This is a genomic window from Ancylobacter mangrovi (assembly GCF_024752335.1).
GTDB lineage: Bacteria > Pseudomonadota > Alphaproteobacteria > Rhizobiales > Xanthobacteraceae > Ancylobacter > Ancylobacter mangrovi.
Window position 1 is genome coordinate 40,166 of the sequence record NZ_JANTHY010000010.1, and the last position, 14,652, is coordinate 54,817.

Here is a 14,652-nt window from a genome sequence, read left to right on the forward strand (position 1 = left end):
CGCGGTTTTCCTGATGCTTTCCGGGCTCGTGCTCGCCGTCTGGCAGGGCGCGCGACTGCTGGACCGGCGGGCGGCCAACCAGCTCATCGCGATGATGGCCGCCGGCCGGGACGTGGACGTCGATGCGAAGGCGGCTGCGGAGGTGCAGTTCGCGCGGCTGCACTTCCTGACGTTTCGCGAGCGGTTCGACGAGGCACAGCCCATCGCCACCCGGCTCGCGGCCGGCGACGACTCGCGGCTCGCCTCGGCCGCGCTCTACGATCTCGCAAATGCACGGCTTCGCGCGGCGCTCGACCATCTCGCGGTCAACGACATAGACCCGGCAATCCCGCTGGTGCGCCTCGCCAAGGAGGGCTATCGGCGCGCGCTCGGTCGCGACCCGGCTTTCTGGGATGCCAAATATAATCTCGACATCACCATGAGGCTGGTACGCGACTTCCCGCAGATCGAGGTGTCCGGCGAGGAACTGCCGCCCGAAGCGACCAAGCGGCTCTGGACCGATCTCCCCGGTCTTCCAAGGGGGCTGCCATGAATCGGGGGCTGCCATGAATCGGCACCTTCCCATCGGCGGGCTGCCGGCGCGCGCGATTTGGAGCGCCTTGGCCCGCCGCTGGCGGGCGCTGCTGTTGGGCCTGGCGCTCGCCGCCCTTGCCGCCGCGCTCGTCGCGCCGCGGGTGGCCATAACGCGTCCAGTGCGCGACGTGCTCGCGATCGTGGACGTCACCGGCAGCATGAATGTGCGCGACTACGTGCTGGAGGGGCGATCGGCCTCGCGCCTCGAGGTCGCCAGGAGAAGCCTGCGCGCGCTTCTCGCCGACCTGCCCTGCGGCTCCCGGCTCGGGCTCGGCATCTTTACGGAGCGGCGCAGCTTTCTGCTGTTCGAGCCCGTGGAGATCTGCGGCAATTTTAGCGCGCTGGACGGGGCCGTCGCCGCGCTCGACTGGCGCATGGCGTGGGAAGGCGACAGCTATGTCGCGCGTGGCGTGCATTCGGCGATCGCGCTTGCCGCGGGTGTCGATGCCGATCTTCTCTTTCTGACCGACGGGCACGAGGCGCCGCCGCTCGGGGGCGGCAACCTCCCGGCGTTCGACGGCGAGCCGGGAAAGGTGCGCGGGCTGATCGGCGGCGTGGGTGGCGCGACCCCCGTACCGATCCCGAAATTCAACGAGGACGGACGCGAGGTCGGCTTCTACGGGGAGATGGATGTCCCCCAGGAGAATCGTAGCGGTCCGCCACCGGCCGACGCGCATCTGCGCGAAGGCTGGAATCCGCGCAACGCTCCTTGGGGCGGGGAGGCCGCGCGCGGCAACGAGCACTTGAGTGCCCTGCGCGCCGATCACCTGAAGAACCTCGCCGCCCAGACCAGGCTCGCCTATGCGCCTCTCGACGCCTCCCATGGTCTGGCCGCCGACATCGTGCGCGCCACGCGCGAGCGCCCGGTCGAGACGCAGGTTGATACGGCCGGCATTCCCGCGACCCTGGCGTTGGCTGCTCTTGTCGCGCTCTACGCCATTCCGGTCTGCCGGCCGATGTTCCGCCGACGCATTCCCGCAACCCACGACCGGAAACCCGTCATGATCCTGCGCCAACACGTCCTCGCCACGCTGTTCGTTCTCCTCGCCATGGCATTCGCCGCGTCGCCGCTCCTAGCTCACGGTCCCACGCCGCAGAAGGTGGACGAGAGTGTCGAAATCGCCGCGCCTCCCGAGAGCGTGTGGGCCATCGTGAGCGCGTTCGGCAGCATTGGCGATTGGCATCCGATGGTGAAGAAGGTCGAGGCCACAGGGGGCGACGCGGCGGGGGCCGAGCGCACGCTCACGCTCGAGAAGGGCACGCTGACGGAGGGTCTGGACGAAAGCGATGTAGGCGAGCGCCGGCTTTCCTGGCGTCTGCTGAACGAGAATGTCGAGGCATTCCCGGTGAGCTTCTACACCTCGACGATCGAGGTGAAGCCCGCCGGAAAGAACAGCGAGGTGGCATGGAGCGCGCGCTTTTATCGGGGTGACACGAGCAACTATCCGCCCGAGGAGCTCAATGATGAGGCGGCCATCGCCGCCATGAACGCGTTCGTCGAACAAGGGTTGGACGGCCTCAAGGCGAAGGCCGAGGCGAAGTGACGAGGGTAATTCGGCATTTGGCCGCGATGGGCATCAAGGTGCTGGCCCCGGCCGCTGGCGCCGTCCTGCTCCTGCAGACCGCCGCCGCCGCGGCGGAGCCGGCAATGCGAGCCGCCGTCGTCTCCCAGCAGGAGAACACCGTTGCCATCATCGATGCCACCCGCGGCGCCGTGGAGCGCACCATCCCCCTGCCCCGCGCTCCTGCATCATTGGCCGTTGTGCCCGACGGGAGCCGTCTGTTCGTCTCCCACCCTGATATCGGGCGGCTCTCCCGCGTTGATCTTCCCTCTGGCGAGGTAACGACCTTCGCCGTCGGCGGCGAGCCATTCGGGCTGGCGGTGGCGAATGGCGGGGCGACGTTGCTCGTTACCGACTGGGACGAGGACGTGCTGATCCGCCTCGACGCTGCCACCGGACGTGAGATGGGGCGCGCGCTGGTCGGGCGCGCACCGGCCCACGTCGTCGTCGACGATGCGCGCGCCCTCGCCTACGTCGCGGACCGCGAGAGCAACGATGTCACCGTGGTGGACATCTCGACGATGGCGCGGCTCGCGAGCATTCCGGTCGGTACGGCGCCCTTCGCTTTGGCGCTTTCTCGTGAAGGTGGGCGGCTCTATGTGCCCAATGTCCGAAGCAATGACCTTTCTGTCATCGACACCTCCGCGCGCAAGGAATTCGCCCGCGTGAAGATCGATCTCATGCCGTACGGTGTCGCGGTCACGCCCGATGACGGGCAGATCATTGTCACGTGCCAGCAGAGCGGACGGCTGGGCGTCGTCGATAGCCGTTCGCTGAGCATTGAACGCACGCTCCGCGTCGGTTCCTTTCCGGAAGGCGCGGCGGCAACCGGCAACTCCGTCCTGGTGGCCAATTGGGCCGACGATACCGTTGCCGTGTTCGACCTTCAGAACAGGGCCATCGACCGGACGATAGATGTCGGTGGCGGCCCGCGGATGATCGTCCTCTTGCCTTAATCTTACCGACCTCAGGCGGAGCCATACCGACAGAAGCGCTTCGGGCGGCGCGTTGATGGAACTGCCGAGTTGGCTGCCTCGCCGCTTGAGGGGTGGGTGACCTGGACCTCCGATTGCGTGGTCCGATGTGGCGAATTCGTCGTCCGGACTTGCCCAATCATCCGGCCACAGCGAGCATGCCCCGATAGGTGCTTCGGAACGACAGACTGAATGTCTCCTCGGATTTTGTCCAACCTTCCAAGGCAAACATGCGTTAGAGCGAGGCGCCGGTAATGTACGTGAGCATCCGATCGGAGAATGAACGTGTCCGTGCCTGACATTGCTATCTACGGCGCTTCGGGCCAGGCCCTGGCGATGACCAGCATGCTGGAAGGCGTCTATCAAGTGCTCGGGTAATTGCCTATATCGACGATATTGACGGCGGCGGCCTCGACGTCGAAGCCATTCCGGTGATCACGTGCGACGATTGGCAGGCAATGACACCGCTGCCCGATGTAGTCGTGTCCGTCGGAAATCCGGCCCTCCGGCGCATCATGGCCGACAAAGTGCAGGCTGCGGGCGGGCGCCTGCTCGACATCCGTCAGATATATCCTAGGCTCTTTCCCCGGATTGAGGTCGGCGTCGGAACGATCATCGCGACGCCTTCCTATGTCGGGCCCAAATCTGTCATCGGCGACAACGTCCAGCTCATGCCGCTGTGTTCCCTCGGTCACGACGTTATCGTGGGTCACCATTGCAGTCTTTGCCCATCGGCCACGATCTCGGGCTATGTCAAAGTCGAGGACGACGTGTAGGTGGGGGCAGGCGCGACCATCACGAATGGGCGTCGCGATCGCTGGCTGGTGATCGGGCGAGGAGCGACCATCGCCGTGGGCGCCACAGTGACGAAATCGGTTCAGCCGGGCGAGACGGTCATGGGCAACCCCGCGCGCGCGATGCGGGAAATTGCTCGGAAGGTTCGTTGATAAGTTGCGCCAATCGCAGCTGAATAACCCACCGCCCGTGGCGAGGAGCAAGCTGGTCGCCTTCAATCGCTCCGGCGCACGCCGGTGATGGCCCGCAGGGTCCACCGCCGGCCGTCGCTCCGCAGGTCGGTGATGCTCAACGGCGGGACGTCGATGCGCCAGAACGCCTGCGTCGGCGCTTCGAGGACATGGAGCATGGCGCAACGTATCACCGCCGCATGCGTCACCGCGGCGGTCCGCCCTGGCTCCTGAGCGCATGTGTTCAGCCAACGTCCGGTCCGCAGCCGGAGTGCGGCGATCGGCTCGCCGTCGTGGGGACAAACTTCCGGATCGCGCAGCCAAGACTGAAGCGCTTCAGGTTCTTCGGCCTGCAGATCCGCCAGCCGGCGGCCGACCCAGCGCCCGGCATCGAGATCACCCAGTTCCGGTTCTTCCCGGACGGCAGAATCAGGCCAGAGCAGCGCGGCAGTCTGGCGCGCCCGCAGAGAGGGGCTGGTGAGCACGCGCCCGATACGCGGCAGGCACCGCGAAGCCGCGCGCGCGGCAGTGATCCCTGCTTCGATGAGGGGTTCGTCGAGGGGGAAAGCTCCCTGCCGGGTCGCCTCGGTGGCTGCGTGACAGATCAGGATCAGACGATGTGACATCAACGGAATACTTGAATGCCTGACGTTAGGTACTTCATTGACACGGACGTGATCACCGGAATAGCGTTGTCTGCTCTCGGATCGGAAGCCGGTGAAATTCCGGCGCGGTCGCGCCGCTGTGAACGTCTTTCTTCTGGACGTAAGTCAGACCCGCTCCGTGAGCCAGCCTTTCATCCAGCGGGACGCGCTATCCCGGGAGAGCACCATGTCAGATATCAGCCTTGCACCCGACATCCGCCCGGCGCCCATTCCGGTAGGCGAGATTTTGCCATGGGCGATCTTCGGCGGCCTGCTGCTTCTGCTTGCCATCTATTTCGTGGGAGCGGAAGAGGGCGCAACCTCCCTGATTTCGGGGATGTACGTGCACGAATTCGTGCATGACGGCCGTCATCTCCTCGGCTTTCCGTGCCACTGAGGAGGCGGACATGGTCAGATCTCTTCTGCTGCGGGGAATGCTCGTCGGCCTCTTCGCCGGTCTACTTGCCTTCGGCTTCGCCAGGACGTTCGGCGAGCCGCAGGTCGATCGCGCCATCGCCTTCGAAGAACAGATGAGCCACGCGGCGGGCGAGGTTCCAGAACCTGAACTCGTCAGCCGCACGACGCAGGCCGGCCTCGGCCTGTTCACCGGCATCGTCGTCTACAGCGCCGCGATCGGTGGTCTGTTCGCCCTGGTGTTCGCGTTCGTGCAGGGACGGGTCGGATCACTTGGCCCGCGCGCGACTGCGGCGCTGCTGGCGCTCGCGGCGTTCATCGCCGTCGTCGCCGTGCCATTCCTGAAATATCCGGCAAATCCGCCTTCGGTCGGCTCGCCGGAAACCATCCGCGCGCGCACGGAGCTGTACTTCATCATGCTGGCATTCTCGCTCGCCTTCATGTTGGCTGCGGTCCTACTGGCGCGCGGGCTGTGGGAACGCTACGGCGGCTGGCAGGCGACGATCCTCGCCTGTCTCGTCTTCGTGGTTCTGACAGTGATCGCAAACTACGCCCTGCCGGACATCAACGAAGTGCCGGAGCAGTTCTCGGCAACGCTACTCTGGCAGTTCCGCCTCGCATCGCTGGGCATTCAGGCAATCCTGTGGACCACGCTCGGCCTGCTGTTCGGCTACGTTGCCGAGCGTGCTGGGGCCGGCTCCTCCCGGACGAGACCGGCCGCCGCGCTAGGTCGCTAGGGCCCGTGTTGGCCGCCACGTTCCTTCGTGAAGGTGCCCGCGATCCGCACCCCGCGGCGCGGGCATTCGTCGTAGCCTGCGCCGCGCTCGCCCTGCTGGCGTGTCTCGCGCTGCCGGCCGCTGCCCACCATCGGCGTACGGGTTCAGAGGCTTCCGGCCTGCCGATCCCCAACCTCACCCATGGCGAGATGGCGGTCGTTGCCCGCTATGCGGGTGCGATCCGCGATCTGGCAGGCTCTCCGATCCGTACCGATCCCACCTTCTGGCGGCTGAACAATTTCGTTGAGCTGCAGCGGACCTTCTGTCTCTGGCTGATGGTGCCAGGCAGCATCGACGACGAAGCGAGCCCGTTCAATGAATGCGCCCATGCTTATCTTGCCGGGCTGCGCGCGCTGCTTGGTCACATGGAGGGGCTGCCGGGAGCCAAGGCTGCGGCACAAGCGCTGACGAGCACGATGCAGATCGAGATGATACGAAACGGGGCTCTCTTTCAGCTGTGCCAGTACAGCGAGGAAGGCTTCCGCACCGGCGAGATCATCAAGCCTGATTGGAGTGCCGTGCCCCTTCATTTCGCGAGCATGGTCACGATCGGGGGCATTGGGATTCTTATGGCTTCAGGCGTTGGCTTGCTCTGGCCGAGGCGGCGCGGATGAGAACATAATAATATAAAGATGTCTTTATATTATCATTGACATTTTCTGTCTGGCTTCCCATCGTATAGCCGTCGTGGTTCTCCGGCGCCGAGCCGGAGCTAAGAGGGAATTCGGTGCGCCGATGTTCCGAAAGGAACAGGTCATGCCGGAGCTGCCCCCGCAACTGTGAGCGGCGAGCCGACGTCCATTCAGCGTCACTGGGGCGAGAGCCTCGGGAAGGCCGGGCGGAAGCTGTGACCCGCGAGCCAGGAGACCTGCCGCGGCAACATAATCGTCCCTGGGCGGGGTGTCCCGGTGGTGCGTTCGCGCGTCCGCCGGCTGTCGCCGCCCGCATGCGCTTATGCGTCCGCTCGGCCTTTGCCCCCATTCGCAATGGGGTTAGCCGATGAACTTCCCTCACTCTTCCGGCACGGTGCCGGTTTCCACCCTCGGCACGCCGCGGATTGGTCCGCGCCGTGAGCTGAAAGCCGCGCTCGAAGCCTATTGGTCCGGCAAGACCGACGCGAGCGCGCTGCTCGACACGGCCGCGCGGCTGCGCGCCGCCAACTGGGCGCGGCAGAAGGCGCTCGGCGTCACCAACATCCCGTCGAACGACTTCTCGCTCTACGACCACGTGCTCGACACCGTGGTGATGGTCGGAGCGATCCCGCAAGCCTATGGCTGGACCGGCGGGCCGGTGCCGCTCGACACCTATTTCGCCATGGCGCGCGGCAGCCAAGGCGGCGAGCCGGACGCTTGTGCGCATGGCCATGGCCACAGCCAAGGCGTGCCGGCGCTGGAGATGACCAAGTGGTTCGACACCAATTACCACTACATGGTGCCGGAATTCGCCGCCGGGCAGCGCTTCGCGCTCGCCTCCACCAAGCCGGTCGACGAATATCGCGAGGCGAAGGCGCTAGGCTACCAGACCCGCCCCGTTCTGCTCGGCCCGGTCACCTTCCTCAAGCTTGGCAAGGCCAAGGACCCGTCGCTCGATCCGCTCTCGCTGCTCGGCAACCTTCTGCCGGTCTATGGCGAGGTGCTGCGCCGGCTCTCCGCCAGCGGGGCGGAATGGATACAGATGGACGAGCCCTGCCTCGTGCTCGACCTCGACGCGGCGACGCATGCGGCGCTCAAGGAAACTTATGGCTTCTTCGCCCACGCGCTGCCGAAGTTGAAGCTCATGCTGACGAGCTATTTCGGCGGGCTCGGCGACAATCTCGACGCGGCGCTGACGCTGCCGGTCGCCGGGCTGCATCTCGACCTCGTCCGCGCACCCAACCAATTGCGCGAGGTGTCGGAGAGGGCACGAGCAGGCCTCGTGCTGTCGCTCGGCGTCATCGACGGGCGCAATGTCTGGCGCGCCAACCTGCCGAAGCTGCTCGACGCGCTGGAGCCGGTGGTACGCCGGCGCGGCACCGACCATGTCGAGATCGCGCCGTCCTGCTCGCTGCTGCATGTGCCGATCGACCTCGAACTGGAGACCGGCCTCGATCCGGACGTGAAGAGCTGGCTCGCCTTCGCGGTGCAGAAGATGGACGAGCTCTCCATCCTCGCCACGGCGCTGGCCGGCGGACGCGAGGTGGTGATGGGCAAGTTGATGGTCTCCGGCGCGGCAGCGGACGCGCGCGGCGCCTCGGCCAAGGTGCATCGCCCGGATGTCGCCATGCGGCTCGGTGCGGTGACGCCGGACATGGTGCGACGGCAGAGCCCATTCGAGGTGCGGCGCGCCGCTCAGCATGAAAAGCTCGGATTGCCGGCGTTGCCGACGACGACCATCGGCTCGTTTCCGCAGACCACGGACGTGCGCAAGGCCCGCGCCGCGCATGCCAAGGGCGAACTGAGCGACGCCGCCTACGAGGCGTTCGTAAAGGAGGAGACCACCCGCACGATCCACTGGCAGGAGGAGATCGGTCTCGACGTGCTCGTCCATGGCGAATTCGAGCGCAATGACATGGTGCAGTATTTCGGCGAGCAGCTCTCGGGCTTCGCCTTCACCAGGTATGGCTGGGTGCAGAGCTATGGCTCGCGCTATGTCCGTCCGCCGATCCTGTTCGGCGACGTGGCGCGACCGAAGCCGATGACGGTCGACTGGTGGCGCTACGCCCAGTCGGTCACGCAAAAGCCGATGAAGGGCATGATCACCGGCCCGGTCACCATCCTCAATTGGTCCTTCGTGCGCGACGATGTGCCCCGCAGCCTCGCCTGCCGGCAGATTGCGCTGGCCATACGCGATGAGGTGGCGGACCTGGAGGCCGCTGGCGCGGCGATGATCCAGATCGACGAGGCGGCGCTGCGCGAGGGACTGCCGCTGCGCAAGGCTGAATGGACGACCTATCTCGACTGGGCGGTGTCGAGTTTCCGGCTGTGTGCCTCGGGCGTTGCGGACGCGACGCAGATTCACACCCATATGTGCTACTCGGAGTTCAACGACATCATCGACGCCATCGGGGCCATGGACGCCGACGTCATCTCCATCGAGACCTCGCGCTCGAAGATGGAACTGCTCGACGCCTTCAAGACCTACAAATATCCCAACGAGATCGGCCCCGGTGTCTACGACATCCACTCGCCGCGTGTGCCAAGCGTCGAGGAGATGATCGACCTGCTGGCGAAGGCGACGCAGCGCCTCGCGCCGGAGCAGCTCTGGGTCAATCCTGATTGCGGCCTGAAGACGAGGCAATGGGAAGAGGTGCGCCCGGCGCTGGTCAACATGGTGGCCGCAGCGAGGCGGCTGCGCAGTGATCTCGCTGAGGCTGCCGAATGAGCCAGGCCAGCATCCCGGGAACGACCCGTCTCATCGACATCGTCTTCCCGGGCGCCACCAACCATCACGGCACGCTGTTCGGCGGCGCGGGGCTGGCGCATATGGACCGAGTCGCCTTCATCGCGGCGGCCCGGCACGCGCGCGCCGATTTCGTCACCGCCTCCTGCGAGCGGATCGACTTCGTCGCGCCAGCGAAGCTCGGCGAGATCATCGAGCTGACGGGGCGCGTCGTGCGTGTCGGGCGCCGCTCGCTCGGTATCGAGGTCGAGCTCGTTGCCGAGGCGCTCTCCGGCGAGCGGCGGCGCTGCACGAGCGGCGTCTTCAACATGGTGTCGGTCGTCACTCCCGCCGCCATGCCACCGCCGCCGGACCATACGCCGGAGGAACCGGGTGTGCTGCGCATGGCCGATCTCGTCATGCCGGAGCAGACCAGCCACTATGGCAGCCTCTATGGCGGCAGCGCGCTTTCCACGATGGCCAAGGCCGCCTTCGTGGAGGCGACCCGCCGCGCGCACCGTGCCGTTGTCATGGCGGCCTCGCGGTACGTCGCGTTCACCCGCCAGCTTCGGCCGGGCGAGGTAGCCGAGATCGAGGCGCGACTGGTCGAGGTCGGTCGGAGCTCGATGACCATCGCAACGCACCTCTGGTCGGAGAACCTCGCGACCGGCGAGCGGCATGAATGCGGTGCGGGCGAGTTCGTGATGGTTGCCGTCGGCGCCGACCACCGACCGGTCACGATCGACCCTCCTGCCGATCGCTGAGGCGCCAGACCTCGATGATGTCCGGCCGCTCGATAAGCTTCCTCACCATGTCGATCGGATAGAGGGGAAAGAAGATCGCGCGCTTTCCCAGGCCGAACGAACCGGCTCCCGTCCGCGGGAGCCGGCCATCCTTTGTCCAGCGGGACCGCTCAAGCGCGGTGATGCCAAGTGCCTCCTCGACGATCTTCGGATGCAGCGGAGCGGTTGCCAGAGTGGTCGCATAGGTCCGCAAGCGCGCGGTGATCTTCCGCACGGCTTCGGCCTTATCGACCTCAAAGTGACCCACGATGCCGTCGCTGTCGGCAACCAAAGTCAACGGGCGGCCGCGCTTAAGCATGGCAGCGGCGCGCGAGCTGATCTGATTCGCACGCTGCTGCGAGCCGAGCGTCAGGCTTTTGGTCAAGCGGAACGTCAGGATCAACCGGTCAGGGCTGGTACTCAGCTCGATAGGATCGCGACCCGGGCTCCGTGCCACCTTCATCGTCGCGCACCTGCCTCAGTCCCAGGCCAGCGCACCGCCGTTCTGATACTCGATGACGCGGGTCTCGAAGAAGTTCTTCTCCTTCTTGAGATCCATCGCCTCGCTCATCCACGGGAACGGGTTGTCCGCTTCCGCGAACACCGGGGCGAGCCCGAGCTGGGCGCAGCGGCGGTTGGCGATGAAGTGCATGTACTGCTCGCACAGCGCCGCGTTCAGCCCGAGGAAGCCGCGGGGCATGGTGTCCCCCCCATAGGCCGCTTCCAGCTCGGCGGCGTCCTTCAGCATGGCGCGCACCTCGTCCTGGAAGGCGTGCGTCCACAGATGCGGGTTTTCGATCTTGATCTGGTTGATCACGTCGATGCCGAAGTTCAGGTGGATGCTCTCGTCGCGCAGGATGTACTGGTACTGCTCGGCGATGCCGACCATCTTGTTGCGCCGGCCGAGCGAGAGGATCTGCGCGAAGCCGGTGTAGAACCACATCCCCTCGAACACGACGTAGAAGGCGACGAGGTCGCGGAGGAACGCCTGGTCAGTCTCTGGCGTGCCGGTGTGGAACGCCGGGTCGTCGAGGCTCTGCGTGTGCCTGAGCGCCCAGGCCGCCTTGTCGGTGATCGAGGGCACTTCGCGGTACATGTTGAACAATTCGCCCTCGTCGAGGCCGAGGCTTTCGACGATGTACTGGAAGGTGTGGGTGTGCACCGCCTCCTCGAAGGCCTGCCGGAGCAGGTACTGCCGGCATTCGGGATTGGTGAGATGGCGGTAGATCGCCAGCACGATGTTGTTGGCGACCAGACTCTCCGAGGCGGCGAAGAAGCCGAGATTGCGCTTGAGCATGCGCCGTTCGTCCTCGGTCAGGCCGTCGCGCGACTTCCACAGCGCGATGTCGGCCTGCATGGAGACCTCGGTCGGCATCCAGTGATTGTTGCAGCCGGACAGGTACTTCTCCCACGCCCATTTGTACTTGAGCGGGAGAAGCTGGTTCACGTCGGCGCGGGCGTTGATCATCCGCTTCTCGTCGACCGTGACGCGGGCGGCGCCGCGCTCGATGGCCCCGAGGCCGGTGGCGTCTCCGGCCGGCGGGCCGAAGGCGGGGTGGATCGGGGCGGGAGAGGGCTTGGTTTCGGACCAGTCGAGCATGTGCATGTCTCCTTCTTCTCTGCTCACTGGCAGGCTTCGCAGGTGGGATCGTCGATGGCGCAGGCTTTGCCGAAGGCGCTCTCGGGCACGGAAATCGGCGCTGCCGTGACCACGGCAGATACGGCGTTCAGCTTGCCGTCCGTACCCTTCAGCGTCGATTTCTCGACATGGGTGGCCGAGCGCGAGCGCAGGTAATAGGTCGTCTTCAAGCCGCGCTTCCAGGCCAGCCGGTAGGTCTCGTCGAGCTTCCTACCCGAGGGGTTGGCTACGTAGAGGTTGAGCGACTGCGACTGGTCGATCCATTTCTGCCGCCGCGCCGCCGCCTCGATCAGCCAGGACGCGTCGATCTCGAAGGCGGTGGCATAGAGCGCCTTGAGGTCGTCCGGGATGCGGTCGATCTGGCCGACGCTGCCGTCGTAATATTTGAGGTCGGAGACCATCACCTCGTCCCACAGGCCGCGGGCCTTGAGGTCGCGCACGAGTGCGGCGTTCACAACGGTGAAGTCGCCGGACATGTTCGATTTGACGAAGAGGTTCTGGTAGGCCGGCTCGATCGACTGCGACACGCCGCAGATGTTGGAGATGGTCGCGGTCGGGGCGATGGCCATGGTGTTGGAATTGCGCATGCCGGTGGACTTCACCTTGGCGCGCAACCCTTCCCAATCCAGCGTCGTTGAGCGGTCGAGGTCGAGCGAACCGCGAGCCTCTGCCAGCAGCTCGATGCTGTCGATTGGCAATATGCCCTTCGACCACAGCGACCCCTCGAAGCTCGGATAACGCCCGCGCTCGGCGGCGAGGTCGCAGGAGGCGGCGATGGCGTGGAAGCTCACAACTTCCATGCTCGCATCCGCGAAGCGCACAGCGTCATCGGAGCCGTAGGGAATGCGCAGCGCCTGCAGCGCGTCCTGGAAGCCCATGATGCCGAGGCCGACCGGACGGTGGCGCAGGTTCGAGCGGCGGGCTTCCGGGATGGTGTAGAAATTGATGTCGATGACGTTGTCGAGCATCCGCATCGCCGTCTTCACGGTGCGCGCCAGCCGCTCACGGTCGAGCCCGTCGGGCGTGACATGCGCCAGCAGGTTCACCGAGCCGAGATTGCACACCGCCACCTCGTCGGACGACGTGTTCAGCGTGATCTCGGTGCACAGGTTCGAGGAATGCACGACGCCGACATGCTGCTGCGGCGAGCGCAGGTTGCACGGGTCCTTGAAGGTAACCCAGGGGTGGCCGGTCTCGAACAGCATGGTCAGCATGCGCCGCCACAGGTCGAGCGCACGCACCGTGCGATGGACCTTCATCTTGCCCCGCGCGGCTCTTGCCTCGTAGGCCTCGTAGGCGGTCCTGAAGGCGGCGCCGGTGAGATCGTGCAGATCCGGTGTCTCGTCGGGCGAGAACAGCGTCCACGGCCCGTCGCTCTGGACGCGTTCCATGAACAAGTCCGGCACCCAGTTGGCGGTGTTCATGTCGTGAGTGCGCCGGCGGTCGTCGCCGGTGTTCTTCCTCAGGTCGAGGAATTCCTCGATGTCGACGTGCCAGGTCTCCAGATAGGCGCAGACCGCCCCCTTGCGCTTGCCGCCCTGGTTCACCGCGATGGCGGTATCGTTGGCCACTTTCAGGAACGGCACCACGCCCTGGCTCTCGCCATTGGTGCCCTTGATGTGGGCGCCGAGGCCGCGTACCCGCGTCCAGTCATTGCCGAGGCCGCCGGAATATTTGGCGAGCAGCGCGTTGTCCTTGATCGCCTTGAAGATGCCGTCGAGATCGTCGGCCACGGTGGTGAGGAAGCAGGAGGAAAGCTGCGGACGCAGCGTACCGGCATTGAACAGGGTCGGCGTCGAGGCCATGAAATCGAAGGAGGAGAGCAGCCGGTAGAATTCGATGGCCCGCGCCTCGCGGTCGACCTCGCGCAGGGTAAGCCCCATTGCGACGCGCATGAAGAAGGCCTGCGGCAGCTCGAAGCGGATGCCGCGCGCGTGCAGTAAATAGCGGTCGTAGAGCGTCTGCAGGCCGAGATAGTCGAACTGCAAATCGCGTTCGGGCAGCAGGGCGCCCGCCACCCGCTCGAGGTCGAAGCGGGCAAGCTCGGGGTCGATCAGCTCCTCGTCGATGCCGCGCGCGATGTAGGCGTGGAAGTACTCGCCATAGCGTTCCGCGATCTCCGCCTGCGTTGCCTGCTCAGGCTGTCCGGCAATGAAGGACAGTGCCTCGCGGCGCAGCTTGTCGAGCAGGAGCCGGGCGGAGACGCGGGAGTAGTTCGGCTCGGTCTCGATCAGCGTGCGCGCGGCGAGGATGGGGGCGAGCGCCAGCTCGTCCTCGGCGATGCCGTCATAGAGGTTGCGGTGGGTCTCGGTGAGGATCGCCTCGCCCGAGACGTCGGCGAGGCTGGATGTCGCCTCCTCGACGAGCGTGGCGAGTCGCGCCTCGTCGAGCGGAACCAGCGCGCCGTCAGTCCCCTTCATGCGCAGCGCCGGCGCGGCGGCCGGCACAGCCTTCGCCACCGCCCGCTCCTTCGCCCGTTCCTCACGATAGAGCACATAGGCGCGGGCGACCTTGTGGTGCTCGCCGCGCATCAGGGCGAGCTCCACCTGGTCCTGCACGTCCTCGATATGGAAGGTGCGCCCGGCATCGGCGCGCCGCGTCAGACCGGCGACGATCTGCTCGGTGAGCCCGGCGACGATGTCGTGCACGCGGCGCGAGGCGGCAGCGCTGGAGCCTTCCACGGCGAGAAACGCCTTGGTCAGCGCCACTGCGATCTTCGCGGCGTCGAACGGCGTGACGGCGCCGTTGCGCCGGATCACCTGGTAGGCGGGCATGGCGGCGACGGCCCCCGCGGGCGCGTGGGGCAGGGGCGCCCGGACGAGCGGGCGTTCGGTTTCGAGACTGGGAGACATCGGCTGCAGACCCCGTTGCATGGGGCAAGGGCCGAGCGGAGACGACATGGAGCGTGAAGCGGAAGCAGACCGGCGCACGACCAATGCGTTCCACCGGGACACCCCGCCCGAGGA

14 protein-coding genes and 2 riboswitches are annotated in these 14,652 nt (G+C 66.1%); of the genes, 9 read left to right on the forward strand and 5 right to left on the reverse strand.

Annotation, left to right across the window (positions count from 1 at the left end; all coding sequences use genetic code 11):
- Nucleotides 1-13 precede the first annotated feature (13 nt).
- The 3 genes from NVS83_RS20215 to NVS83_RS20230 are packed head-to-tail and all read left to right on the forward strand — an operon-like array spanning nt 14 to nt 3,091.
- A complete protein-coding gene (locus NVS83_RS20215; RefSeq protein ID WP_258740937.1) occupies nt 14-532 on the forward strand; it encodes a hypothetical protein in 519 nt (172 codons plus the stop codon).
- A gap of 13 nt (nt 533-545) precedes the next feature.
- Nucleotides 546-2,117: an SRPBCC family protein gene (locus NVS83_RS23495; RefSeq protein WP_309486226.1), complete on the forward strand. Its 1,572-nt coding sequence runs from the start codon at nt 546-548 to the stop codon at nt 2,115-2,117.
- 26 nt (nt 2,118-2,143) lie between these two features.
- Nucleotides 2,144-3,091 (forward strand): YncE family protein, encoded by a 948-nt coding sequence (locus NVS83_RS20230; RefSeq protein ID WP_258740938.1) that lies wholly within the window; start codon nt 2,144-2,146, stop codon nt 3,089-3,091.
- A gap of 380 nt (nt 3,092-3,471) precedes the next feature.
- On the opposite strand, the gene NVS83_RS20235 is transcribed toward NVS83_RS20230, so the two are convergent.
- Nucleotides 3,472-3,825: a hypothetical protein gene (locus tag NVS83_RS20235; RefSeq protein ID WP_258740939.1), complete on the reverse strand. Its 354-nt coding sequence runs from the start codon at nt 3,823-3,825 to the stop codon at nt 3,472-3,474.
- On the opposite strand from NVS83_RS20235, the gene NVS83_RS23575 reads away from it, so the two are divergent.
- On the forward strand, nt 3,781-3,885 hold the full coding sequence (locus NVS83_RS23575) for a hypothetical protein (protein WP_374115098.1): 105 nt from the start codon (nt 3,781-3,783) through the stop codon (nt 3,883-3,885). The genes NVS83_RS20235 and NVS83_RS23575 overlap by 45 nt on opposite strands.
- A gap of 233 nt (nt 3,886-4,118) precedes the next feature.
- Here the strand turns inward: NVS83_RS23575 and NVS83_RS20240 are convergent, their stop codons facing one another.
- Nucleotides 4,119-4,700 carry a histidine phosphatase family protein gene (locus tag NVS83_RS20240; RefSeq protein WP_258740944.1) on the reverse strand — a complete coding sequence of 194 codons (582 nt, stop codon included), beginning with the start codon at nt 4,698-4,700 and terminating at the stop codon, nt 4,119-4,121.
- Between the two features lie 72 nt (nt 4,701-4,772).
- A riboswitch (adenosylcobalamin (AdoCbl) riboswitch) is annotated at nt 4,773-4,863 on the forward strand.
- Between the two features lie 42 nt (nt 4,864-4,905).
- On the opposite strand from NVS83_RS20240, the gene NVS83_RS20245 reads away from it, so the two are divergent.
- The 5 genes from NVS83_RS20245 (at nt 4,906) to NVS83_RS20265 (ending at nt 10,029) form a co-directional block, all read left to right on the forward strand.
- The gene (locus NVS83_RS20245) at nt 4,906-5,115 is read left to right on the forward strand and encodes a CbtB domain-containing protein (protein WP_258740945.1); all 210 of its coding nucleotides are present in this window, start codon (nt 4,906-4,908) and stop codon (nt 5,113-5,115) included.
- Between the two features lie 10 nt (nt 5,116-5,125).
- Nucleotides 5,126-5,869, forward strand: a complete 744-nt coding sequence (locus tag NVS83_RS20250; protein ID WP_258741181.1) for a CbtA family protein — start codon at nt 5,126-5,128, stop codon at nt 5,867-5,869.
- Between the two features lie 8 nt (nt 5,870-5,877).
- On the forward strand, nt 5,878-6,522 hold the full coding sequence (locus NVS83_RS20255) for a hypothetical protein (RefSeq protein ID WP_258740947.1): 645 nt from the start codon (nt 5,878-5,880) through the stop codon (nt 6,520-6,522).
- Between the two features lie 57 nt (nt 6,523-6,579).
- Nucleotides 6,580-6,798, forward strand: a riboswitch (cobalamin riboswitch).
- Between the two features lie 109 nt (nt 6,799-6,907).
- Nucleotides 6,908-9,268, forward strand: coding sequence for a 5-methyltetrahydropteroyltriglutamate--homocysteine S-methyltransferase (metE, locus tag NVS83_RS20260; protein ID WP_258740950.1), 2,361 nt, complete (start codon nt 6,908-6,910; stop codon nt 9,266-9,268).
- Nucleotides 9,265-10,029 carry an acyl-CoA thioesterase gene (locus NVS83_RS20265; RefSeq protein ID WP_258740952.1) on the forward strand — a complete coding sequence of 255 codons (765 nt, stop codon included), beginning with the start codon at nt 9,265-9,267 and terminating at the stop codon, nt 10,027-10,029. The genes metE and NVS83_RS20265 overlap by 4 nt, the downstream gene beginning before the upstream one ends.
- Here the strand turns inward: NVS83_RS20265 and NVS83_RS20270 are convergent.
- The 3 genes from NVS83_RS20270 to NVS83_RS20280 are packed head-to-tail and all read right to left on the reverse strand — an operon-like array spanning nt 10,001 to nt 14,538.
- Nucleotides 10,001-10,510, reverse strand: a complete 510-nt coding sequence (locus NVS83_RS20270) for a hypothetical protein (RefSeq protein WP_258740953.1) — start codon at nt 10,508-10,510, stop codon at nt 10,001-10,003. The two genes, NVS83_RS20265 and NVS83_RS20270, sit on opposite strands and share 29 nt — an antisense overlap.
- Nucleotides 10,511-10,525: 15 nt before the next feature.
- The gene (locus NVS83_RS20275) at nt 10,526-11,647 is read right to left on the reverse strand and encodes a ribonucleotide-diphosphate reductase subunit beta (RefSeq protein ID WP_258740954.1); all 1,122 of its coding nucleotides are present in this window, start codon (nt 11,645-11,647) and stop codon (nt 10,526-10,528) included.
- 23 nt (nt 11,648-11,670) lie between these two features.
- Nucleotides 11,671-14,538 carry a ribonucleoside-diphosphate reductase subunit alpha gene (locus NVS83_RS20280; RefSeq protein WP_258740957.1) on the reverse strand — a complete coding sequence of 956 codons (2,868 nt, stop codon included), beginning with the start codon at nt 14,536-14,538 and terminating at the stop codon, nt 11,671-11,673.
- Nucleotides 14,539-14,652: the final 114 nt, after the last annotated feature.

Coding starts and splice junctions, on each gene's coding strand:
- NVS83_RS20240 (WP_258740944.1), bottom strand. CDS start 4,700: ATGTCACATCGTCTGATCCTGATCTGTCACGCAGCCACCGAGGCGACC.
- NVS83_RS20270 (WP_258740953.1), bottom strand. CDS start 10,510: ATGAAGGTGGCACGGAGCCCGGGTCGCGATCCTATCGAGCTGAGTACC.
- NVS83_RS20215 (WP_258740937.1), top strand. CDS start 14: ATGCTTTCCGGGCTCGTGCTCGCCGTCTGGCAGGGCGCGCGACTGCTG.
- NVS83_RS20235 (WP_258740939.1), bottom strand. CDS start 3,825: ATGGTGACCCACGATAACGTCGTGACCGAGGGAACACAGCGGCATGAG.
- NVS83_RS20275 (WP_258740954.1), bottom strand. CDS start 11,647: ATGCTCGACTGGTCCGAAACCAAGCCCTCTCCCGCCCCGATCCACCCC.
- NVS83_RS20245 (WP_258740945.1), top strand. CDS start 4,906: ATGTCAGATATCAGCCTTGCACCCGACATCCGCCCGGCGCCCATTCCG.
- metE (WP_258740950.1), top strand. CDS start 6,908: ATGAACTTCCCTCACTCTTCCGGCACGGTGCCGGTTTCCACCCTCGGC.
- NVS83_RS20230 (WP_258740938.1), top strand. CDS start 2,144: ATGGGCATCAAGGTGCTGGCCCCGGCCGCTGGCGCCGTCCTGCTCCTG.
- NVS83_RS20265 (WP_258740952.1), top strand. CDS start 9,265: ATGAGCCAGGCCAGCATCCCGGGAACGACCCGTCTCATCGACATCGTC.
- NVS83_RS20250 (WP_258741181.1), top strand. CDS start 5,126: ATGGTCAGATCTCTTCTGCTGCGGGGAATGCTCGTCGGCCTCTTCGCC.
- NVS83_RS23495 (WP_309486226.1), top strand. CDS start 546: ATGAATCGGCACCTTCCCATCGGCGGGCTGCCGGCGCGCGCGATTTGG.
- NVS83_RS20280 (WP_258740957.1), bottom strand. CDS start 14,538: ATGTCTCCCAGTCTCGAAACCGAACGCCCGCTCGTCCGGGCGCCCCTG.
- NVS83_RS23575 (WP_374115098.1), top strand. CDS start 3,781: ATGCCGCTGTGTTCCCTCGGTCACGACGTTATCGTGGGTCACCATTGC.